Source organism: Brevundimonas sp. NPDC090276 (genome assembly GCF_044772165.1).
Taxonomy (GTDB): Bacteria; Pseudomonadota; Alphaproteobacteria; order Caulobacterales; family Caulobacteraceae; genus Brevundimonas.
The window spans coordinates 1059748-1081614 of record NZ_JBIVYK010000002.1; the positions used below are offsets into that span (position 1 = coordinate 1059748).

The 21867-nt window shown below is 66.9% G+C and carries 16 protein-coding genes; 8 read left to right on the forward strand and 8 right to left on the reverse strand.

What is annotated here, in order from left to right; translation table 11 throughout:
* The first annotated feature begins 77 nt into the window (after positions 1-77).
* The 6 genes from ACIQTU_RS10990 (at position 78) to ACIQTU_RS11015 (ending at position 9025) form a co-directional block, all read left to right on the forward strand.
* Positions 78-2510 carry a TonB-dependent receptor gene (locus ACIQTU_RS10990; protein ID WP_400546583.1) on the forward strand — a complete coding sequence of 811 codons (2433 nt, stop codon included), beginning with the start codon at positions 78-80 and terminating at the stop codon, positions 2508-2510.
* A 380-nt stretch (positions 2511-2890) separates the two neighbouring features.
* Positions 2891-5071 (forward strand): TonB-dependent receptor, encoded by a 2181-nt coding sequence (locus tag ACIQTU_RS10995; protein WP_400546586.1) that lies wholly within the window; start codon positions 2891-2893, stop codon positions 5069-5071.
* Between the two features lie 70 nt (positions 5072-5141).
* Complete coding sequence (locus ACIQTU_RS11000) at positions 5142-6290, forward strand: hypothetical protein (RefSeq protein ID WP_400546589.1); 1149 nt, start codon at positions 5142-5144, stop codon at positions 6288-6290.
* A 14-nt stretch (positions 6291-6304) separates the two neighbouring features.
* Entirely contained in the window at positions 6305-7219 is a 915-nt protein-coding gene (locus ACIQTU_RS11005) for an SMP-30/gluconolactonase/LRE family protein (RefSeq protein ID WP_400546592.1), read from the forward strand.
* Entirely contained in the window at positions 7216-7626 is a 411-nt protein-coding gene (locus ACIQTU_RS11010) for a nuclear transport factor 2 family protein (protein ID WP_400546595.1), read from the forward strand. The genes ACIQTU_RS11005 and ACIQTU_RS11010 overlap by 4 nt, the downstream gene beginning before the upstream one ends.
* Positions 7627-7672: 46 nt before the next feature.
* Positions 7673-9025: a spinster family MFS transporter gene (locus tag ACIQTU_RS11015; RefSeq protein WP_400546598.1), complete on the forward strand. Its 1353-nt coding sequence runs from the start codon at positions 7673-7675 to the stop codon at positions 9023-9025.
* A gap of 81 nt (positions 9026-9106) precedes the next feature.
* Here the strand turns inward: ACIQTU_RS11015 and ACIQTU_RS11020 are convergent, their stop codons facing one another.
* Complete coding sequence (locus ACIQTU_RS11020) at positions 9107-10639, reverse strand: acyl-CoA synthetase (RefSeq protein ID WP_400546601.1); 1533 nt, start codon at positions 10637-10639, stop codon at positions 9107-9109.
* A gap of 8 nt (positions 10640-10647) precedes the next feature.
* On the reverse strand, positions 10648-11265 hold the full coding sequence (locus ACIQTU_RS11025) for an FMN-dependent NADH-azoreductase (protein WP_400546604.1): 618 nt from the start codon (positions 11263-11265) through the stop codon (positions 10648-10650).
* A 158-nt stretch (positions 11266-11423) separates the two neighbouring features.
* On the opposite strand from ACIQTU_RS11025, the gene ACIQTU_RS11030 reads away from it, so the two are divergent.
* Positions 11424-12581 (forward strand): CaiB/BaiF CoA transferase family protein, encoded by a 1158-nt coding sequence (locus ACIQTU_RS11030; protein WP_400546607.1) that lies wholly within the window; start codon positions 11424-11426, stop codon positions 12579-12581.
* Between the two features lie 57 nt (positions 12582-12638).
* On the opposite strand, the gene leuD is transcribed toward ACIQTU_RS11030, so the two are convergent.
* Genes leuD through ACIQTU_RS11045 form a run of 3 tightly spaced genes read right to left on the reverse strand, consistent with a single transcriptional unit; the run spans position 12639 to position 15425 of the window.
* A complete protein-coding gene (gene leuD, locus ACIQTU_RS11035) occupies positions 12639-13250 on the reverse strand; it encodes a 3-isopropylmalate dehydratase small subunit (RefSeq protein WP_400546610.1) in 612 nt (203 codons plus the stop codon).
* Positions 13250-14656: a 3-isopropylmalate dehydratase large subunit gene (leuC, locus tag ACIQTU_RS11040; RefSeq protein WP_400546613.1), complete on the reverse strand. Its 1407-nt coding sequence runs from the start codon at positions 14654-14656 to the stop codon at positions 13250-13252. Before leuC ends, leuD begins: the two co-directional genes overlap by 1 nt.
* Positions 14657-14666: 10 nt before the next feature.
* The gene (locus ACIQTU_RS11045; protein ID WP_400546616.1) at positions 14667-15425 is read right to left on the reverse strand and encodes an enoyl-CoA hydratase-related protein; all 759 of its coding nucleotides are present in this window, start codon (positions 15423-15425) and stop codon (positions 14667-14669) included.
* 157 nt (positions 15426-15582) lie between these two features.
* On the opposite strand from ACIQTU_RS11045, the gene ACIQTU_RS11050 reads away from it, so the two are divergent.
* Positions 15583-17127 carry a long-chain fatty acid--CoA ligase gene (locus ACIQTU_RS11050; protein ID WP_400546619.1) on the forward strand — a complete coding sequence of 515 codons (1545 nt, stop codon included), beginning with the start codon at positions 15583-15585 and terminating at the stop codon, positions 17125-17127.
* Between the two features lie 145 nt (positions 17128-17272).
* Here ACIQTU_RS11050 and ACIQTU_RS11055 read toward each other — a convergent pair whose 3' ends face one another.
* The 3 genes from ACIQTU_RS11055 to ACIQTU_RS11065 are packed head-to-tail and all read right to left on the reverse strand — an operon-like array spanning position 17273 to position 21759.
* Positions 17273-19444 (reverse strand): 3-hydroxyacyl-CoA dehydrogenase NAD-binding domain-containing protein, encoded by a 2172-nt coding sequence (locus ACIQTU_RS11055; protein WP_400546622.1) that lies wholly within the window; start codon positions 19442-19444, stop codon positions 17273-17275.
* Positions 19445-19471: 27 nt separating this feature from the next.
* The gene (locus ACIQTU_RS11060) at positions 19472-20674 is read right to left on the reverse strand and encodes an acetyl-CoA C-acetyltransferase (protein ID WP_400546625.1); all 1203 of its coding nucleotides are present in this window, start codon (positions 20672-20674) and stop codon (positions 19472-19474) included.
* A gap of 23 nt (positions 20675-20697) precedes the next feature.
* Complete coding sequence (locus ACIQTU_RS11065; protein ID WP_400546628.1) at positions 20698-21759, reverse strand: CaiB/BaiF CoA transferase family protein; 1062 nt, start codon at positions 21757-21759, stop codon at positions 20698-20700.
* Positions 21760-21867 lie beyond the last annotated feature (108 nt).

Here is a 21867-nt window from a genome sequence, read left to right on the forward strand (position 1 = left end):
AGACGCACAGCCTCTTGTCAAACGGAATAATATTCTGTTTCGTGAACTTGAGGGAACGGGGATTTGGGAGGGCGACTATGAGCAAGATGGAATTCTGTCTGAAGGCGACGCTGGCGGCCAGCGTGGGTCTGACGGCGCTGATGGGGCCAGGTCTGGCCCAGGCACAGGAGAGGACGCCGCAGGAGGCGACGTCGCTGGACGACGTCATCGTCACCGCCCAACGGCGCGAGCAAAGCCTTCAGGAGGTGCCGATCACGGTCAACGTGCTCACCGCCGCGTCTCTGGAGGCCCTGGCGGCGGACGACATTGGCGACATGGCCGCCTTCGTGCCCGGCCTGTCGGTCTCGAACACCAGCCCGACCCAAGCGCGCTACAGCATTCGCGGCGTCGCAACCTCGGACTTCGGCGTCGGCACCGATCCGGCGGTCGGCGTCTATGTCGACGGCGTCTATGCGGCCCGATCGGGCGCGGCCCTGCTGGCCTTCAGCGACGTGGCGCGGGTCGAGGTGCTGAAGGGTCCTCAGGGCACCCTGTTTGGTCGTAACAGCGCCGCGGGCGCCGTCTCCATCACCACCAACAAGCCCAGCGACGAGTTCGAGGCCCGGCTCGGCCTTCGCCTCGGCGAATACGACAAGCGCCGCCTCGAGGGCCTGATCAACCTGCCGATCAACGACACCATGGCCCTGCGGGTCAACGCCCTGGTGAACCGCCGCGACGGCTGGCTGATCGATAGCGCCACCGGCGAGGACTATGATCGCGAAGACAACTGGGCGGCCCGCGCGGCCCTGCGCTGGGACATCACGCCCCGGACCCAGGCGACCCTGAGCTGGTCGCATGACGAGATCGATCAGGACGCGCGTCCAGCCATCGGCGTCGCGCCCATCCCGGCGGCGCCGGGCCTGCCCGCCTTCCCGTCCGATCCCGCCGGCTACACCAATCCGTTCGAGAAACGCGTCTTCAACGACGTCATCGACAACCACGAAACGCGCCGTCTCGACGAGGGCGTGCTGACCATCACACACGCCTTTGGCGACGTTGATTTCACCTCCCTGACCTCGATTCGGCAGTTCACCACCGAGAACCGCGAGGACGAGGACGGCACCAACCGCCCGGACCTGTATTTCGACACCAACAACCGGGAAAAGAACCGCTCCTGGTATCAGGAATTCCGTCTGGCCGGCGAAACCGGAGCGTTCAACTGGATCGCCGGCGCCAGCTACTATTCCGAAAACGCCAAGCAGCGCAGCGACACATACGCCACCACCGACACCATCAACACGATCCTGACCAATGCGGCCGGCATGCCGCTGTTCTCGCTGGCCGACATGATCCTGGGCATGGCCGGCATTCCCGCCAGCACCCTGGGCCACAGTTGGCAGGAGGACATGATCAACGAGGGCGACTTCGACGCGACCGCCGTCTTCGCCGACGTGATCTGGGCCGCCACCGATCGCCTGAACCTGACGTTCGGCCTGCGCTACACTCACGACAAGAAGTCGTTCCAGTGGCTGAACGACCGGCGCATCGCGCCCGAACTGGACGCCGTGCTGAACGATCCGACGACCAACTTCGTCTTGAGCGACAACATGGGCCCGGCGCTCGGTTACCTCTACTCGGACTATGTCTTCGACCTGTCTCCACTGGCCGGCGTACCGTGCGAGAACGGCGTCACGGTTCAGGAAGGCGTGACCTGCGAACTGTCGGATTCGTGGTCAGACCTCAGCCCGCGCTTCGTCGCCGACTACCACCTGACCGACAGCGCGATGGTCTTCTTCTCCTACGCCAAGGGCTACAAGGCCGGCGGCTTCAACAGCGTCGAGGTCGCCTCGCGCTTTGACAACGAAGACGTCCAGAATTTCGAGATCGGCCTGAAGAGCGACATCGGCGCCAACGCCCGCCTCAACATCTCGGCCTTCCAGTACGACTATGACGGCAAGCAATCGATCCGTCTGGTCGTCCCGGCGGGATCCAGCGTGCCGCAGTATCTGATCGAGACCAGCGACGACACCGCCTGGGGCCTCGACATGCAACTGGATGTGGAGCCGCTGGAAGGGCTGAAGCTGTTCGCCAACGCTCAGTACATCGACGCCACCTACAACCGGAAGATCACCGATGACGGCGATCTGGCCGGGCAGCCCACGGGCGAGCCCCTGTGGTCGGCGGCGGCAGGCGCTTCCTATCGCCACGACATGGGCGCTGCTGGTTCGCTCGACATACAGGTGATCCACGCCTATCGCGGCGAGGGACGATGCAACACGACCTCGACGGGCCAGGGCTCCTGCCTGAAGACGCCCTGGTTCGACCCGTCCGAAGCCCAGAACCGGACCGACGCGCGCCTCTACTGGCGGACCGCCAACGAGCGCTATCAGCTTGGCGTCTACGTCAACAACCTGTTCGACAACCAGTATGTGACCGGCGTCAACAACATCACCGCCACCACCCTGGGCACGCCGTTCGTCGGCCTGACCGAACCCCGCATGTGGGGCCTGGACCTGACCTATACCTACTGACAGACGTCGCCTGAGACCGCTTGAGAGCAACGGTCTCAGGCGCCGATCAATGGACTAGCGGTCTGGATCCGCTCAGAATTTGTCTGCCTGAAGCACTAGTCCGCATCGACGTCTGCCCTCGTCTGGCGATCAGGGTCTGAACTTCACGCTTCAATATCAGCAGAATCGGACGCTCATCTCCATGATCGGCGCCGCGACCCCGGACCGCTTGGCCCGGGGATCTTCACCCGACCTCAACGCGGCCTGCTTGATCGTCGCCGATCCAAAAGGAAATGGTCAAATTATTTGCCGTAATCGTCAGATAGTTTGACAAATAAAAGAACTGCTGCGCCAATCCCCTCATCTCGCATTCAGAACGAGAGTCAGAGGAGAGGGATAGGATGAAATTGTCATATTGGCTGAAGTGCGGCGTTGCGCTCGCCGCCGCCTGCGCCACCCCCGCGATCGCGCAGGACGCGACGACGGACGCCGCCGCAGCCCAGGTCGAAACCGCCACCATCGGCGACGTGGTCGTCACCGCCCAGCGCCGTGAGCAGAAGCTTCAGGACGTGCCGCTGGCCGTCAGCGCCTTCGGCGCCGAGGCCCTGGCCGACGGCAAGATCGAGAGCCTGACCAGCCTGGACGGCAAGATCCCGAACGTGGTCCTGGCCCCGGTCGGCGCCTATCCCTTCGCCAGCGCCTTCTTCATTCGCGGCCTCGGCTTCGCCGACGTGGAATCCAGCTTTGAACCCTCGGTCGGCGTCGAACTGGACGGCGTCTATCTGTCGCGCAACGTCGGCGCGGTTCAGGACTTCTTCGACATCGGCGGCGTGACCATCCTGCGCGGTCCGCAAGGCACCCTTTACGGCCGCAACACCATCGGCGGCGTGGTCAGCGTCCAGTCGCGTCGTCCCTCGTTCGACTTCGGCGCCCGCGCCCAGGCCACCTTCGGCTCCAACGGCCGCCAGGAACTGCGCGCCGGCGTTGAAGGCGCCCTGATCGAGGACCAACTGGCCGGCAAGTTCTCGTTCCTGACCAAGACCTACGACGGCTACACCAAGAATTTCGACGGCCGCAACATGGGCGCCCAGGACGTGACGTCGATGCGCGGCGCCCTGCTGTGGACGCCGACGGCGACCTTCGACGCCACCCTGATCGTCGACTACACCAAGGACAAGGGCACCGGCCCGGGCGTCGAGAACGCCAGCCTGCCCGGCATGGTCCTGCCCGGCTTCGGCGAGCCCGCCGACGCGGACGGCGATCCCTTCCTGACCCACATCGGCGACGACGTCTTCTCGAATCTGGAAGCCTATGGTCTGGCGCTGAACGCCAACTGGGACCTGGGCCCGGTCACGCTGACCTCCATCACTGGCTACCGCAACACCCAGACGGACGTGCAGAGCGACTTCGACGCCACGCCGATCCCCTTCATGACCGTCCACCGCAACGAAACCCATGACCAGTTCAGCCAGGAGTTCCGTCTGGCCTCGAACAGCGACGGCCCGCTGACCTATGTCGTCGGCGCCTACTATATGACCCAGGAATACGACATCGCCACGGGTCAGTTCGGTCTGGTGTTCGGCGGCCCGACGGCCGGTTCGACGATCTACACCAGCCAGAAGGCCGACTCCTGGGCGATGTTCGGTCAGGCGGACTACGAGGTCCTGCCGGGTCTGACGCTGACGGCCGGCGGCCGTTACAGCAAGGAAGAGAAGACCTTCACCACCCAGCCGCTTTTCTCGGCGATCGCGAAAACGTTCGACGCCAGCTTCGACGACTTCTCGCCCAAGGTGGCGATCAGCTACAAATGGTCGGACACCCTGCTGACCTACGCCCAGTACTCGCGCGGCTTCCGTGCGGGCGGTTTCAACGGCCGCGCCGGCACCTTCACGGCTGTCGGTCCCTATGACTCCGAAACGGTCGACTCCTATGAGGCCGGCATCAAGAGCGACCTGTTCGACCGCCGCCTGCGCCTGAACGCCGCTGTCTTCACCAGCAACTACAAGGACATGCAGCAAAGCGTTCAGCAGGTGATCCCGGGCACCAACATCAACCAGACCCTGGTCGCCAACGTCGGCAGCGCCAAGATTTCGGGCTTCGAGGCCGAGGCTACGGCGGTCATCACCAACGCCTTCACCGTCACGGCGTCGGTCGGCTACCTGGATGCCGGCTTCGACGAGTTCATGGCCGACCTGGGCGACGGCAAGGGCGTGATCGACCGTACCAATCTGCCGATGACCTATGCTCCGGAGTGGAGCAACAGCCTCACCCTCAACTACAAGGAGTCCTACGACTTCGGTCTGGTGACGGCTCAGGCCAGCGTGCGCCACATGAGCGACATGTACACCAGCTTCAACGCCCTGAACGCCACGTCGGACTTCGCCATGCGCAAGGCCAACACCATCGTGGACGGCAGCGTGTCGCTGGAACTGCCGGACGGTCGCTGGCGTGTCAGCCTGTGGGGCAAGAACCTGACGGATGAGGTGGTGATCAACAACACCTTCGGCGTGGGCCCCCTGCTCGCCGCGCGGGTCTATCAGCCGCCGCGTGAAGTCGGGGTCGACCTCAGCTTCACCTTCTGACGACCCGGAGGCCGGCGCTGAAAAGCGTCGGCCTCTTCTCTGCCTGACCGTTCCCATTCCGAGCTCACCCATGACGACTTCCGCCGAACTGATCGGCCGGGCGCAGGAGCTGCTGCCCGTCCTCAAGGCCCGCGCCGCCGAGACCGAGGCTCTGCGCCGCCCGCACGACGACACCATCAATGACCTGATCGACGCGGGCATCATCCAGATGCTGGTCCCCAAGCGCTGGGGCGGCGCCGAGTCCGACCTGAAGACCATGTTCGAGGTGGTCGACACCCTGGCCCAGGGCTGCATCTCTTCGGCCTGGATCGCGGCCTTCTACATCGGCCACAACCTCTACGCAGCCAAGCTGACCCCACAGGCGCAGGATGAACTGTTCGGCGCGCGCGGCTTCGTGCTGCTGCCGGCGGCGACCGCGCCGACGATGAAGGCCGAGCCCGTCGACGGCGGCTGGCGGATCACCGGCAGCGCGCCCTGGGGCTCCGGAGTCATGCACGCCGACTGGGTCATGGTGTCGGGCATGACCCCCGAAAAGACGCCGCGCAGCTTCATCATGCCGGTCTCCGACATCACCGTGAAAGACACCTGGCGCTTCAGCGGCATGGCCGGCACGGGCTCGAACGACATCGTCGTCAACGACGTCTTCGTCCCCCACTACCGCTCGATTGACGGCGTGGATCTGCGCAAGGGGCCGACCGACGGCACGGCCCTGTACGACAACCCGCTGTACGCCATTCCCCTGGTGCCCATGGCCTACGCCACCATCGTCCCGGTTCTGACCGGCGGGTTGAAGGGCGCCCTGTCAGCCTTCGAGGACATCGTCGACCGGCGCGTGCGCAACTTCTCGGGCGCCGTGGTCAAGGATCAGCAGCACACCCACATCACCCTGGGCGAGGTGCAGGTCGGAACACAGGCGGTCGACATTCTGGGCCGCGCCCATGTGGCCCGCACCGAGGCCCTGGTGCAGACCGGCTTCACCACCGACGACCGCATCAGCCTGAAGGGCTCGGCCGGCTATCTGGCCCGCACCGGCCGCGAGGTGTCGCAGAACATGATGGCGAACGCCGGGTCGTCCAACTACCACCACGACCAGCCGATGCAGCGCTTCTGGCGGGACCTGGCGACGGTCACCTCTCACGCCTTCTGGGACTGGGACATCGCGCGCGAGCAGGTCGGCCGCCGCCACTTCGGCCTGCCGATCAATCACCCCATCGTCTGAACGGAACGTCTTTCATGTCGCTCGAAGTCGTCGCCACAGGCCTGCAATTCCCCGAAGGCCCCATCGCCATGGCCGACGGGTCCGTCCTGCTTGTCGAGATCCGTCGCCAGACCCTGAGCCGGGTCTCGCCGGACGGCCAGATCACCGTCGTCGCCCATCTCGGCGGCGGTCCCAACGGCGCCGCGATCGGCCCGGACGGACGAGTCTATGTCTGCAACAACGGCGGTCTGGGCTGGGTCGATCTGGACGGCGGGCTGATGGTCCCCCACGGCGCGGCCAGCGACTACGCCGGTGGCTCGATCCAGGCGGTCGACCTGACCACCGGGGCCGTCGAGACCCTCTATACCGAATGCGACGGACGCCCGCTGAGCGCGCCGAATGATATCGTCTTCGACAGTCACGGCGGCTTCTGGTTTACCGATCTGGGCAAGGAAAACGAGACCACCCGCGACTATGGCGCGCTCTATTACGCTAGGACCGACGGCGGCTTCATCTCGCGTCAACGCGACCGGATTTCGTGGCCCAACGGCTGCGGCCTGTCGCCGGACGAGAAGACCCTCTACGTTGCCGAGACCTGGACCTGCCGCCTCTGGGCCTATGACCTGAGCGCGCCGGGCGTTCTGACGCCTGCCGCGGCCGCCTATCTGCCGGGGCGGCACGTCCTGACCCTGCCCGACTACCTGCCCTTCGACAGCATGGCGGTTCAGGCCAACGGCGACGTCTGCGTGGCCACCGGCATCAACGGCGGCATCACCGTCGTCTCGCCGACCGGCCAGGCCCACCACGTCCCGGTCCCCGACTTCGTCACCACCAACATCTGCTTCGGCGGCGCCGACATGAAGGACGCCTGGATCACCGGCTCCTCGACCGGAACCCTGTTCAAGACGCGTTGGGCCGAGCCCGGCCTCAAACTGGCCTTCAACGCATGAGCGCCTCCTTCCCCACTGACGCCGCCGTCCGCGCCCTCGCCGACCGCTTCATCGAGGCCATTCAGGCCGGCGACATCCAGACGGTGAAGGCCTGCTACGACCCCGCCGTCATCGTCTGGCTCAACACGGTCGGGGTCGGGGTTGATCGCCAAACCAACCTCGACGTTCTGTCCGGCTTTGTCGCAAAGACGTCCGAGCGGCAGTACCAGAACCGCCGGGTCGAGACCTTCCCCGGCGGCTATGTCCAGCAGCACCTGCTGAGAGCCACCCACGTCAAGGGACCGGTTCTGGAACTGGCGGCCATCCTGGTCTGCCAGGTGCAGGACGATCTGATCGTCCGGCTTGACGAGTACTTCGACTCCGCCCCGCTTACGGCCTGGTACGCCCAGATCAAGGCGTGCGCCTGATGCCCGCCTCCGCCCATTCGCTTCAGTACAGTACAGGAGACCGCGGATGACCTCAGCCGCCGCCACCGTCACAGCCGCAGCGCGATCGCGCCCGGCCTACGCCATCTATGTCGTTCTGGTCCTGATGGTCGCCTACATGCTGTCCTTCATGGACCGCGTCCTGATCAGCCTGATGATCGAGCCGATCCGCACGGAACTGGGTCTGGGCGACACCCAGGTCGGCCTGCTGGTCGGCTTTGGCTTCGTCCTGCTCTATTCGATCATGGGCATCCCCTTCGGCTCGCTGGCCGACAGCAGCAACCGTCGCAACCTGATGGTCTTCGGCGTGCTGGGCTGGAGCGCGGCCACGGCGGCCAGCGGCTTCGCCGGGGGCTTCGCCTCCCTGCTGGCGGCCCGGGCCATGGTCGGCATCGGCGAGGCGACCCTGTCGCCCGCCGCCTATTCCACCATCGCAGACCGGTTCGAGAAGAAGCGCCTCGGCTTCGCGGTCAGCCTCTACAACATGGGCGTGTCGCTGGGAGGCGGCGTGGCCATGCTGTTCGGCGGGGTTCTGGTCGCCTGGGCGATGAAAACCAATGTCGCCCTGCCCTGGGGCGATCTGACCGGCTGGCGTCTGGCCTTCGTGGCTGTCGGCCTGCTGGGCGCCCCCCTGGCCGCCCTGATGCTGCTGACCGTGCGCGAGGCCAAGCGTCGTCGCGGCGCCGCCAAGGCCCCGCCCCTCAGCGCCCTGTGGGCCCTGGCGATGAACCACAAGGCGGCCTTCGGCGGCGTGGTCATCGGTTATTCGCTGATGGTCATCGCGGCCTATGGCGCCATGCTGTGGGCCCCGGTCCACTTCGCCCGCGCCCACGCCATGAACCCGGCCCAGCTGGGTCTGGCCTTCGGCGTCATCATCGGCCTGTTCGGCACCGTGGGTCTGGCCGTCGGCGGCCTGCTGTCCGACCGTTCGGCCAAGCGCGGCCACGCCGACGCCCCGGTGCGGATCGTCCTGGCCTCGGCCATCATCCAGTTCCCGCTGATGATGGGCGCCTATCTGGTCAGCGACACCACCATCGCCCTGGCCCTGGCAGCGGTCGGCATGGCCACCGTCTCCACCATCGGCGGCCTGCAGGCCGGCACGCTGCAGATCCTGACGCCCGCCTCGATGCGCGGACGGATGACCGCCATCTATCTGCTGGTCGCCAACATGGCCGGCATGGGCTTGGGGCCGCTGATCATCGGCTTCATCAGCGAACACCTGTTCGACGGCCCGACCAGCCTGGGCAAGGCCCTGGCCCTGGTCACCGCCGTGTCGCTGAGCGCGGGCATCGCCCTGCTGCTGATCACCCGCAAGGCCATCATCGCCGCCGTGCAGGACAACGACCGCAACGAAGCCATCGCGGCCGCCGACGCCGTCTGATCCGCCTTCAAGGCTGACAGCAAAAACCCCCGCCGGTCGAACTGGCGGGGGTTTTCTTATGGTCCGTCAATCCGACGACCGTCAGGCCGTCTTCACATCCTTCCAGTACTCGTCGCGGATCAGCCGCTTGTAGAGCTTGCCCGTATCATGGCGCGGCAGTTCCTGCATGAAGTCGAACTGACGCGGAGCCTTGATCCCCGACAGGGACTGCCGCGCCCAGGCCGACAACTCGGCGGCGAACTCGGGCGTGGCGTCGGCCCAGTCGGCGGGTTGGATCACCGCCACGACCCGCTCACCCATCTCTGGGCAGGGCGCGCCGATGACTGCGGCGTCGGCCACCTTCGGATGCTGGATCAGCAGGTTTTCAATCTCTTGCGGATAGATATTCACCCCACCCGAGATGATCATGAAGCTCTTGCGGTCGGTCAGGAACAGATAGCCGTCCTCGTCCAGCCGCCCGACATCGCCCAGGGTGGTCCAGCCGCGCGCGTCATAGGCGGTCGCCGTCTTCTCCGGGTCGTTGTGATATTCGAAGGGGTGGTCGCCCTGGAAATAGATGTTGCCGACCTCGCCCGGCGGCAACTCGTTCCCTTCGTCGTCGCAGATATGGACGACGCAGAAATTGGCCTTGCCCACCGAACCCGGCTTCTTCAGCCACTCCTCGGAGTTGATGATGGTCATGCCGTTGCCCTCGGTCCCGGCGTAGTACTCGATCAGGATCGGGCCGAACCAGTCGATCATGGCCTGCTTGACCGGAACCGGGCATGGCGCCGAGGCGTGGATGGCCAGCTTCAGGGTCGAGACGTCGTAGCGGGCGCGCACCTCGTCCGGCAGTTTCAGCATGCGGATGAAGTGGGTCGGCACCCACTGGCTGTGGGTCACGCCGTGGGCGTCGATGGCGGCCAGGGCCAGTTCGGGATCGAACCTGTCCATCAGCACCACCGTACCGCCCAGATGCTGCACCCCCATCGACCAGCGCAGCGGCGCGGCGTGATACAGGGGCGCCGGGCACAGATAGACGCTGGCCCCGTCCACCCCAAAGCGGGTCTTGGCCACCAGGGTCGTCATGGGCATGGTGGTGATGTCGCCGTCCGCGGGCAGTTCCGGCCGGATGCCCTTGGGCCGTCCCGTGGTGCCCGAGGAATAGAGCATCTCGCCGCCCGCCACCTCGTCGGCGATGCGGGTCGGGGGTTGGGCCGACACCTCGTCCTCCCAGACGCGATAGCCGGTAACGACCCCGCCCAGCGAGAACAGCATCAGGTCCGACAGGCCCGCCGGCAGGGCTGGCGTATTCGGCAGATCGGCCCCTGCGATCAGCACCCTCGCCCCGCAATCACGGGCGATGTAGTCGACCTCGGCGAGGGTCAGCCGCGACGACAGAGCGACGAAGTAGAGCCCTGACCGCTGCGCCGCCCAGGCCAGGGCGAAGTAGTCGGGCGTGTTGCTAAGGCAGACCGCCACGGCGTCGCCGGGCCTCAGCCCCAGCGACCGCAACAGGTGGGCCGCGCGGTTCGAGGCCTCGTCCATCTGGCGGAATGTGGTGATCTCGCCCGTTCGGGCCATGATGATGGCGGGCTTGTCGGGCGTGACGGCGGCGAAATGACTGGGATGCATGATCTGCCTCAGAAGGCTCTGGCGGCGGCGTCCGCCTGGGCGTCGAAGCTGCGGACATAGGCTTCGCGGGCTTCGGCCCCCGGCTTGGTCGTGGCCGGGACCACCAGGGCGCGGATGTCGCGGATGCCGATGGTCTCAAAGATGTGCTTCAGATAGGGCAGCTGGAAATCGACGTAGTCGCCCGCCATCGTCGACGACCGCGTCAGGATCATCTGCATCGGTCGGTTCCGCAGCAGGCCGACGTGGCGCATCTCGTCGGCCTTGTAGCCAAAGGTCACGCGCGGCTGGACGATGACGTCGAGATAGAGCTTCAGGGCCCAGGGGATGCTGTAGTTCCACATCGGGCAGGACAGCAGGATGCGGTCGGCGCGATCCAGACGGGCCACGGCGTCGGTGACGATGCGCCAGGCGTCGTCCGCCTCGGGCGAGACCTCCTCGCCGAAGATGGGCGCGAACTTGCGAAAGGCGTGTTCGGCCTCAAAGCGAGGCAGGTCCTCTTCGAACAGGGCCAGGGTGTCGATCTCTTCGTCCGGGTTCTGTTCCCGCCAGGTGGCGAGGAAGCGATCCGCCAAGGAACGCGACGCCGAGCGTTCACCCTTGGGGCTGGCCACGATATGAAGCAGCATGACGTTTCCCGATCTGTCGGCTGGCGCCGATCTTTCGCAAGTTGAGCGGGAAGTTTTGTCAATTTATTTGGCAATCACAAGCCCTCGCCGCGCCGTTGACTTTCGCTGGTAGCCCCGCCAGTGATTGTAAGATTAATTGACGTTTGGAGAATGCGCCCGTGACCAGCCAACCGCTGAACGGCCCCCTGCACGGGCTGAAGGTCGTCGAGATGGGCCAGCTGATCGCCGGTCCCTTCTGCGGTCAGCTTCTGGGCGACATGGGCGCCGAGGTGATCAAGCTGGAATCGCCCGGCGTCGGCGATCCGATGCGCCACTGGGGCCAGGGCGAGACCCCGACCTGGTGGCGGGTGATCGCCCGCAACAAGTATTCCGTCGCCGTCGATCTGCGCTCGGCCGAGGGCCAGCAGACCGCGCGCGACCTGATCGCCCAGGCCGACATCCTGATCGAGAACTTCCGCCCCGGCACGCTGGAAAAGTGGGGTCTGGCCCCCGCTGACCTGATGAAAGCCAACCCGCGCCTGATCGTGGTGCGGGTGTCCGGCTATGGCCAGACCGGCCCCTATTCGTCGCGCGCCGGCTTCGGCGGAATCGGCGAGGCCATGGGCGGCTGGCGCGGCATCGTCGGCGAGCCAGACCGCGCCCCGTCGCGGGTCGGCGTGTCCATCGGCGACACCCTGGCGGCGACCTATGGCTGCATGGGCGCGCTGGCGGCGTTGCAGCACCGCGAACGCACCGGCCATGGCCAGGTGGTCGACAGCTCCCTGTATGAGAGCGTGCTGCAGGTCATGGAGAGCATGATCCCGGAATACGCGGTGAATGGCCACAAACGCACGCGCACCGGCTCGGTCCTGCCCAAGATCGCCCCGTCGAACGTCTATCCCTGCTCGGACGGCGAATACCTGATCGGGGCCAATCAGGACGCCGTCTTCGGCCGCCTGTGTGCGGCCATGGGCCGACCCGAACTGGCGACCGACGCGCGCTACGCCACCCATCTGGCGCGCGGCGAGCATCAGGTAGAACTGGACGTACTGGTCGGTGAATGGACCGCGACCCTGACGGTTCAGGAGCTGGAAGACCTGATGATCGAACACGCCGTCCCGGCGGGCCGCGTCTTTGACGCCGAGGACATGATGGCCGACCCGCATTTCGCGGCGCGCGAAGCCATCATCGAGGTCGAGGACCCGGTTCTGGGCAAGGTGGCCATGCAGGGCGTCTTCCCCAAGCTGTCGGCCACGCCCGGCTCGGTGCGCCGACCTGCTCCGCTGGAGGTGGGTCAGGACACGGCGGAGATTTTGCAACGCTGGCTCGGCGTGTAACCTCCTCTCCCCGGGCCCCCGTCGGATCTGGCCAGCGCCGGTCCGACGGGAAAGTCTCTAGATCGCGCCCAGATGCGGCGCGGCATATCCGATGCGGGCCTCGAAACGTTCGATCTCGGCCAGACGCGCCAAGGCAAGGTCAATCTCGTCCTTGCCTTCCAGCAGCCTGGTCTTGTCCGCCATGGCGATATCAAACGCCCAGACGCGACCGCCCGCCGTCACCGTCTGATCCGGCAGGGAGACGCTGAACCGCGCCGTAGCCGGATCGCGCGCCAGATCCATCAGCGCTAGACAGTCCGCCGCAGGCAGGACCAGCGGCAGGATGCCGTTCTTCAGGCAGTTGTTGCGGAAGATGTCGGCGAAGCTGGGCGCGATGACGCAACGGATACCTAAGTCCAGCAGGGCCCAGGGCGCATGCTCGCGGCTGGAGCCGCAACCGAAGTTGTCGAGCGCGATCAGCACGCCCGCCTGATCCCACGGCGACTGGTTCAGCACGAAATCAGCGCGCGGCTGATCATCGGCGTCAAAGCGCAGCGGGTGCAGCAGGATGCGCCCCAGACCGGCGCGGGTGACGCCCTTCAGAAAGCGCCCCGGCACCAGCTTGTCGGTGTCGATATTGGCGATGGGCAGGGCCGCCGCGACGGCGTCCAGAGTGGTGAAAGCACGCATCAGCCAAGGCTCCTGACATCGACCAGCCGACCCGCCACGGCGGCGGCGGCGGCCATCGACGGCGACACCAGATGGGTGCGGCCGCCGGGGCCCTGACGGCCCTCGAAATTGCGGTTGGAGGTCGAGGCGCAGCGCTCGCCCGGCGCCAGCCTGTCCGGGTTCATGCCCAGACACATGGAGCAGCCCGCCTCGCGCCATTCGAACCCCGCCTCGATGAAGACACGGTCCAGACCTTCGGCCTCGGCCGCCGCCTTGACGTGGCCCGAGCCCGGCACGACCAGGGCACGGACGCCCTCTGCCACATGACGCCCGCGCGCGATGTCGGCGGCGGCGCGCAGGTCTTCCAGACGGCCGTTGGTGCAACTGCCGATGAAGACCGTGTCGATAGCCAGACCGGCCAGAGCCTGATCCGAGGCCAGCCCCATATAGGTCAGCATCTGTTCTATCTGGGCTCGCTGGCCGGCGTCAGTCACGGCGTTCAGGTCGGGTGTGCGGCCGCCGATGGTCGTCACGGCCTCGGGGCTGGAGCCCCAGGTCACCATGGGTTCTATGGCGGCGGCGTCGATGCGCACCACCCTGTCGAACGTCGCGCCGGGGTCGCTGGCCAGGGTGCGCCAGTCGGCCACGGCGGCGTCGAAAGCCACGCCCTGCGGCGCGTGACGCCGGCCCTTCAGATAGGCGAAGGTTGTCTCGTCCGGCGCGATCAGGCCCGCCCGCGCCCCCGCCTCGATCGACATATTGCAGACGGTCATCCGCCCGGCCATGTCCAGGTCGCGGATCGCCTGGCCGGCGTATTCGATGATGTAGCCCGTCGCGCCATTGGCCCCAATCTGGCCGATGATGGCCAGGATCAGATCCTTGGCCGTCATGCCGCGGCCCAGCGCGCCATCGACCTGGATCAGCATGGATTTGGCGCGCGTCTGCACCAGGGTCTGCGTCGCCAGAACGTGCTCGACCTCGGAGGTGCCGATGCCGAAGGCCAGAGCCCCGAAGGCCCCATGGGTGGCGGTATGGCTGTCGCCGCAGACGATGGTCGTGCCCGGCAGGGTCAGTCCCTGCTCTGGCCCGACGACGTGGACGATGCCCTGATCCACACTGTCGAGCGGGATCCACGGCAGGCCGAACTCGACAGCGTTGACCTGCAGCTGTTCGATCTGCGCCCGGCTTTCCGGGTCGAGGATGCCCGCCGCGCGGTTCAGGGTCGGCACATTGTGGTCGGCTACCGTCAGGGTCTGGGCCGGGGCGTGAACGGCGACGCCGCGCTGGCGCAGGCCCTCAAAGGCCTGAGGGCTGGTGACCTCATGGACCAGATGGAAGTCGACATATATCAGCATGTCGCCGTCGCCGAGATCGGCGACCACATGCCGGTCGTAGATCTTGCTCAGCAGGGTGCAGGGTTGGCTCATGGCGACGCTCCTAGCGGCCGATAAACTGGGCGGGACGGCGCGCCAGGAAGGCGGCGGCGCCTTCCTTGAAATCGGCGGTGCGTCCGGCGTCGGCTTGCGCCTCGCGTTCAAGGTCAAGCGCCTGGGCGAAACCGAGATCCAGCGCCGCGCGGGCGGTGCGGCGCACGGCGGCATAGGCCAGCGTCGGCCCGGTCGACAGGCGCTCCAGCAGGGCCTCGGCCTCGCCGGACAGGCCCTCGGGATCGACCGCCTTCCATGCCAGGCCCCAGGTCACGGCCTGTTCGGCGTCAATGCGGTCGCCGGTCATCATCAGGCCCATGGCGCGGTGCCAACCGAGCGTGCGCGGCAGCAGCCAGCTGGCCCCGCCGTCCGGCGCCAGACCCACCTGGGCGAAGGCGTAGGACAGGAAGGCCGAGCGCGACATCAGGATCATGTCGGCGGCGAGGGCGATGGACGCCCCCGCGCCGATGGCCGGGCCGTTGACCGCCGCGATCAACGGGATCGGCAGGTCCGCCAGCTTGAGCAGCAGGGGGTTGATATGGGTCTCCAGAATCCGCCCCGCGTCGTCCGGCAGCGGCTCGGACAGGGTCCCCCCGGCGCAGAAGGCGCGGCCCGAACCCGTCAGCAGGATCGCCCGCGCGCCCGAAGCGACGGCGGCGTCCACGGCGGCGTCCAGCGCCTCCACCATCGGCTCGCTCAGGGCGTTCATCCGCTCGGGCTGATCCAGCCGGATGATCGCGCCCTCGCCCTTGCGTTCAAATCCGATCATCGCACACCTCGCCGCGCCGCCCCGGCCACGCAAGTCGCGGCGAGATCGGCGGAAAAACGCCTGAACATGAGTTGACAGACATGGTTCGGGGCGGGATTAGATGTCAATAGATTTGACAATCTTTCCCGCCCTCGCGGCGGCAGGAGCACCCCTTTCGATGAGAATTACGCAGGGCCTGGTGCGCGCCGTCGTCACGGCCGCAAACCGCACCGCCACCATCGACGGCGACCGCCGCCGCACCTGGCGCGAGGTCGGCGACCGCGTCGCGCGTCTGGCCGGCGGCCTGCGCGAACAGGGCGGGCTGACGACCGGCGACCGGGTCGCCATCCTGGCCAACAACTGCGACCGCTATTTCGAGACCTATTTCGGCGTCCTGTGGGCCGGGGGCGTGCTGACGCCGCTGAACACCCGTCTGGCCACGCCCGAACTGGCCTTCCAGTTGAAAGACGCCGGGGTCCAGGTTCTCTGCTTCGGCGAAGAGTTCGCCGCCGTCGCCGAACAGCTTCTGGCCGAAGGCGCCGTCAGCCGCCTGATCGCCATGGACGGTGCGGCCGACGACGCCGGCCTGACTCATGAAGGCCTGATCCAGACGTCAGCGCCCGCCGAGGAGCATCTGGCCGAGAACGACGATCTGGCGGGCATCTTCTACACTGGCGGCACCACCGGCCTGCCCAAGGGGGTGATGCTGAGCCACGGCAATCTGCACGCCATCGCCTCCAATCTGCTGATGACGATTCCGTTCGACGAGACGGGGGTCAATTTCCACGCCGCGCCCATGTTCCACCTGGCGGACATCGGCATCCTGTTCGCCACCATGACCGGCGCGACCCACGTCTTCCGCCGCAGCTTCAACGCAGAAACCATGCTGGAGGCCATCGCCGAACATGGCGTGACCCACTGTTTCACCGTGCCCGCCGTCATCGACCGGATGGCCAAGTACGAGCGTCTGGATCAGTTGGACCTGTCGAAGCTGAAGATGCTGGGCTACGGCGGCTCCTCCCTGCCCGCCGCCACCCTGGCCCTGGCGCGCGAGAAGTTCCCGGAGATCGCCTTCATCCAGGGCTTCGGCCAGACTGAGATGGCCTCGGTCACGGTGCTGACGCCCCAGGACCACCAGTGCGCCGACGATCACCCGCGCCTGCGCTCGTGCGGCAAGGTGGCGCCGGGCTTTGAAATCCGCATCGTCGACGAGAACGGGATCGAGGTTCCGCGCGGCCAGATCGGCGAGATCGTCGGCCGCGGCGACAACGTCATGCAGGGCTACTGGAACCGTCCCGAGGAAACCGCCGACGTCATGCGCAAGGGCTGGCTGCACACCCGCGACGCGGGCTGGATGGACGAGGAAGGCTATATCTACATCACCGACCGGCTAAAGGACATGATCGTGTCCGGGGCCGAGAACATCTATTCCATCGAGGTCGAGAACGCCCTGTCCTGGCACCCGGCCATCGAGGAAGCCGCCGTCATTGGCGTGCCGGACGCAACCTGGGGCGAACGCGTCCACGCCCACATCGTCTGCAAGGCGGGGGCGGAACAGCCGAGCTTTGAGGAGTTGTCCGCCTTCTGCCGCCAGCGCATCGCCGGCTACAAGACGCCCAAGAGCGTCAGCTTCAGCCAGACCCGCCTGCCGCGCAGCGCCGCCGGCAAGATCCAGAAGGGTCCGGTTCGTGAGGCCGTGCTGAAAGATCTGAACCTGGCCTGATCTCAGCGCCAGCAAGGAGGGGAAGAGGCGGGCGAGGGGTTGCCCGCCTTTTCTTTTGCCTGAAATCCAGCCTGGCCATCGGCCATAGAAAAAGGGCGGGACGCTCGCGCCCCGCCCTTCCCTGTTTTCAAGCCTTGTGCGGCGATCAGGCCGCGAGTGGCTTGGGCGCCGGATAGAAGCGCTCGCCCGAGGCGGACATGGTTTTCAGCAGGGCCGGCGGCGCGAAACGCTCGCCGTACTGCGCGGCCAGGGCCTCGCAGGCGGCGGTGAACTCGGCCACGCCGACGCTGTCGATCAGGCTGATCGGACCGCCGGTCCAGGGCGCAAAACCCCAGCCCAGGATGGCGCCGACATCGGCGTCGCGCGCGGCGGTGACGACGTTCTCGTCCATGCAGCGCGCGGCCTCGACGGCCTGACGATACAGCAGACGCTGCTTCAGGTGCTCGACCAGTTCCGGCGTCGAACGGGCGATCCTGACCGGGTACATCTCGGCCAGACCCGACCACAGGCTCTTGGCCCCGCCTTGCGGGTAGTCATAGACGCCCTTGCCGTTCTTGCGGCCCCAACGGTCCTGCGCGACCATGTCGATCAGGAACTTATCGGTGTCGCCCTCGACGGGCTCCGGCAGGTTCAAGTCCTTGCGACGCTGACCCGCGACACGGTCCACCAGGTCGATGGCCACGTCGTCCAGCAGCTCCAGCGGACCGCGCGGCATGCCGGTCATGCGGCCGACATTGTCGATGACGGCCGGGGCGATGCCCTCGATCAGCATCTCCAGACCTTCGCGAATATAGGTGTCGAACACGCGGCTGGTGAAGAAGCCGCGGCTGTCGTTCACGACGATCGGCACCTTCTTCAGCTGCTTGCAGTAGTCCAGCGCCTTGGCCAGGGTCTCCTGCGAGGTGTTCTTGCCGACGATGATCTCGACCAGCTCCATCCGGTCCACCGGCGAGAAGAAGTGGATGCCGATGAAGTTGGCCGGACGCTCGGAGGCCTCGGACAGGCCGGTGATCGGCAGTGTCGAGGTGTTGGAGGCGAAGACGGCGTCCGCCCCGATCTGGGCCTCGGCGCGCTTGGTCACATCAGCCTTCAGGGCACGGTCCTCGAACACGGCCTCGACCACCAGATCGGCGCCCTTGATGGCGTCATAGTCCGTGGTGGCGGTGATGCGCCCGACCAGTTCGTCAGCGGTGGCCTGGCTCATAGCCCCCTTGGTCACGGCCTTGGCGACCAGGCTTTCCGAATAGGCCTTGCCCTTGTCGGCGCCGGCCTGAGCCACGTCGATCAGAACGGTGTCAATGCCGACGCGGGCCTGGGCGTAGGCGATGCCCGCCCCCATCATGCCGGCGCCCAGAACGGCGGCCTTCTTGACGGTATAGGTCGGGACGTCCTTGGGTCGGGCGCCGCCCTTGGCCAGGGCCTGTTTCGACAGGAAGAGCGAGCGGATCATGGCCCGCGCCTGGGGCGTCTGCTGGGTGTCCATAAACAGGCGCGACTCGACGCGCAGCGCCGCGTCCATCGGCAGGTTGAAGCCCTCATAGACGCAACGGGCGATGTTCTTCTGGGCCGGATAGTTGCCATAGCTCTTGGCCATGACCTTGGGAGGGACCATGACGAAGACACCGCCCCCGGCCTCCGAATAGGGGCCGTCCTTCATGACATAGCCCTTGCGATCCCAGGGCTGGACGCCCTCGCCGCCGTTGAGGATCCAGGCCTTGGCCGCGGCCAGAGCCTGCCCCGGTTCGACCACCTCGTCGATGATGCCGATGGCCTTGGCCTTCTCAGCGTCGACCGGCGCGCCGGTCAGCATCAGGTCCAGCGCGGCCTGCACGCCCGCCAGACGCGGCACGCGCTGGGTGCCGCCCGCGCCCGGCAACAGACCGATGGTGACTTCCGGCAGGCCCACCTTGGCCTTGGTCGAGGCGACGCGGTAGTGAGCCGCCAGGGTGAACTCGAAGCCGCCACCCAGGGCTATGCCCTCGATGGCCGCGACCACCGGCTTGCCGACGGTCTCCAGCGCCCGCAGAGCCCAGGTCATGCGCGAGGTGGCGGGCAGAGCCGCTTCGCGCGCCGCGCCGGAGGCCTGACCGCCCGCCGTCTCGCCCAGTTCGCCCAGGTCAGCCCCGGCACAGAAGCCGTTCGACTTGCCCGAGGCGAGGATGGCGCCGCGGATGAAGAGGTCGTCGCGGATGCGGGCGACGATGGCGTCGATGTCGGCCACGGCGCTGTCGGTGAAGGTGTTCATCGTGCGGCCCGGCACGTCGAACAGGAAGGTGGCGATGCCGTCGGCATCCACCGAAACAGTGAAGTTGTTCATGTCGTTGTCCTGACTGTCAGATCGCGATCAGACGCGCTCGATGATGGTGGCGGTGCCCATGCCGGCGCCGACGCAGAGGGTGGCGAGGCCGGTCGACTTGCCCGTGCGTTCCAGCTCGTCCAGCAGGGTACCGAGGATCATGCCGCCCGTGGCGCCCAGCGGGTGGCCCATGGCGATGGCGCCGCCGTTCACGTTCATCTTGTCGTGCGGCACGTTCAGCTGCTGCATGAAGTACATGACCACCGAGGCGAAGGCCTCGTTCAGTTCGAACAGGTCGATGTCGTCGATGCTCATGCCGGCGCGGGCCAGAGCCTTCTGCGTCACGGCCACCGGGCCGGTCAGCATGATGGTCGGCTCCGAGCCGATCGAAGCCGTGCCGACGATGCGGGCGCGGGGCTTGAGGCCCATCTTCTCGCCCATCTCCTTGGTGCCGATCAGCAGGCCCGAGGCGCCGTCAACGATGCCCGAGCTGTTGCCGGCATGGTGGACGTGGTTGACCGCTTCGATCTCGGGATAGCGCTGACGCACGATGGAATCGAAGCCCGCCGCGCCGAGACCGGCAAACGAGGCCTTCAGCGCGCTCAGGCTCTCGACCGTGGTTTCGGGGCGCATGAACTCGTCATGGGCCAGAACCGTCACGCCGCAGTGCTTGACCGGGACGATGGAGTTCTTGAAGCGATTATCGGCCCAGGCGGCGGCGGCGCGCTTCTGGCTCTCGGCGGCGAAGGCGTCCACGTCGGTGCGGCTGAAGCCGGACAGGGTGGCGATGGCGTCAGCGCCGACGCCCTGGGGCGCGAAATAGGTGGTGAAGGCCACGTCGGGGTCGACCGACCAGGCGCCGCCGTCCGAGCCCATCTTGACCCGGCTCATGCTCTCGACGCCGCCGCCGATGGCCGCATCGGCCTCGCCGAAGACGACCTTGGCCGCCGCCGTGTTCACGGCTTCCAGACCCGAGGCGCAGAAGCGGTTCATCTGCACGCCGGCCACCGTCTGGGCCAGACCGGCGTTGATGGCGGCGACGCGGGCGATGTTGGCGCCCTGTTCGCCGATGGGCGCGACGCAGCCCAGGATCACGTCGTCGATCAGGCGGGTGTCCAGGCTGTTGCGGTCGCGCAGAGCCTGAAGCACCTGGGTCGCCAGCGAGATGGCGGTCACTTCATGCAGGCTGCCCTTGGCGTTGCCCCGCCCGCGCGGGGTCCGCACGGCGTCATAGATGTAGGCTTGTCTCACGGTCGTTTCCTCGGTTGTTCTGATCAGGCGCCGGGGGCGCGCGGAAGCGGCGCCGGCGTCAGGGAAAAGCGGGGCGCGGGGGCCGGCTGCATCACGCCGTCCAACTCGACGAAGGCCTGACGCTGGGCGTTATGCGGATAGGACGGGGCCTCGGCGAAGGAGAGCACCGGGGCGAAGCAGGCGTCGGTCCCTTCCATCAGGAGGCACCATTCGGCGCGGGTCTTGGCGGCGAAGATCTGGGTCAGGCGGGCGCGGCGCGTCTCGCGGTCCTCGATGCCGTCCTGATCCTTGAACAGGGGATCGTCGCTCAGGCCCGTGGCTTCCAGCATCCGCGCATAGAAGGGCGGCTCGATCGAGCCGATGGCGACATAGAGGCCGTCAGCGGTCTCATAGGTGTCGTAGTAGGGCGCGCCGGTGTCGAGGTAGTTGGTCCCCCGCTCGTCGCCCCAGATGCCCTGAGCGCGGAAGCCCCAGATCATGCCCATCAGGAGTGAGGCGCCGTCGGTCATGGCGCAGTCGATGACCTGCCCCTGCCCCGTCGAACGCGCCGACAGCACCCCGGCCAGCATGGCGAAGGCCATCATCATGCCGCCGCCGCCGAAGTCGCCGACCATGTTGATCGGCGGGGTCGGTTTCTCGCCCGCGCGGCCAAAGGCGTTCAGGGCGCCGGTGATGGCGATATAGTTGATGTCGTGGCCGGCGGCCTTGGCCAGCGGGCCTTCCTGGCCCCAGCCTGTCATGCGGCCGTAGACCAGCTTCGGATTGTCGGCCAGCAGGACCTCGGGGCCCAGGCCCAGGCGCTCCATGACGCCGGGGCGATAGCCCTCGACCACACCGTCAGCCTTGCGGATCAGTTCGCGCGCGGCGGCGCGGCCGTCTTCGCTCTTGAGGTCCAGTTCGACCCGCTTGCGCGAGCGCGCCAGGACGTCAGTGGGATCGACCCTGGCGCCCGGACGGTCGATACGGATGACCTCGGCGCCGTGGTCGGCCAGCATCATGCAGGCGAAGGGGCCGGGGCCGATGCCCGCCATCTCGATGATGGTCAGGCCCGACAGGGCGCCTGCGGATTTCGTCGCCGCCTTCATCGCGCCGACGCCCCGGCCGATAGTCCGAAGATGTCGCCAAGCATAACCGTCGCTCCCCGCACGTCCCTCTCGAAGAGGTCATACGGTGATCGACCGGCCGAACAATCT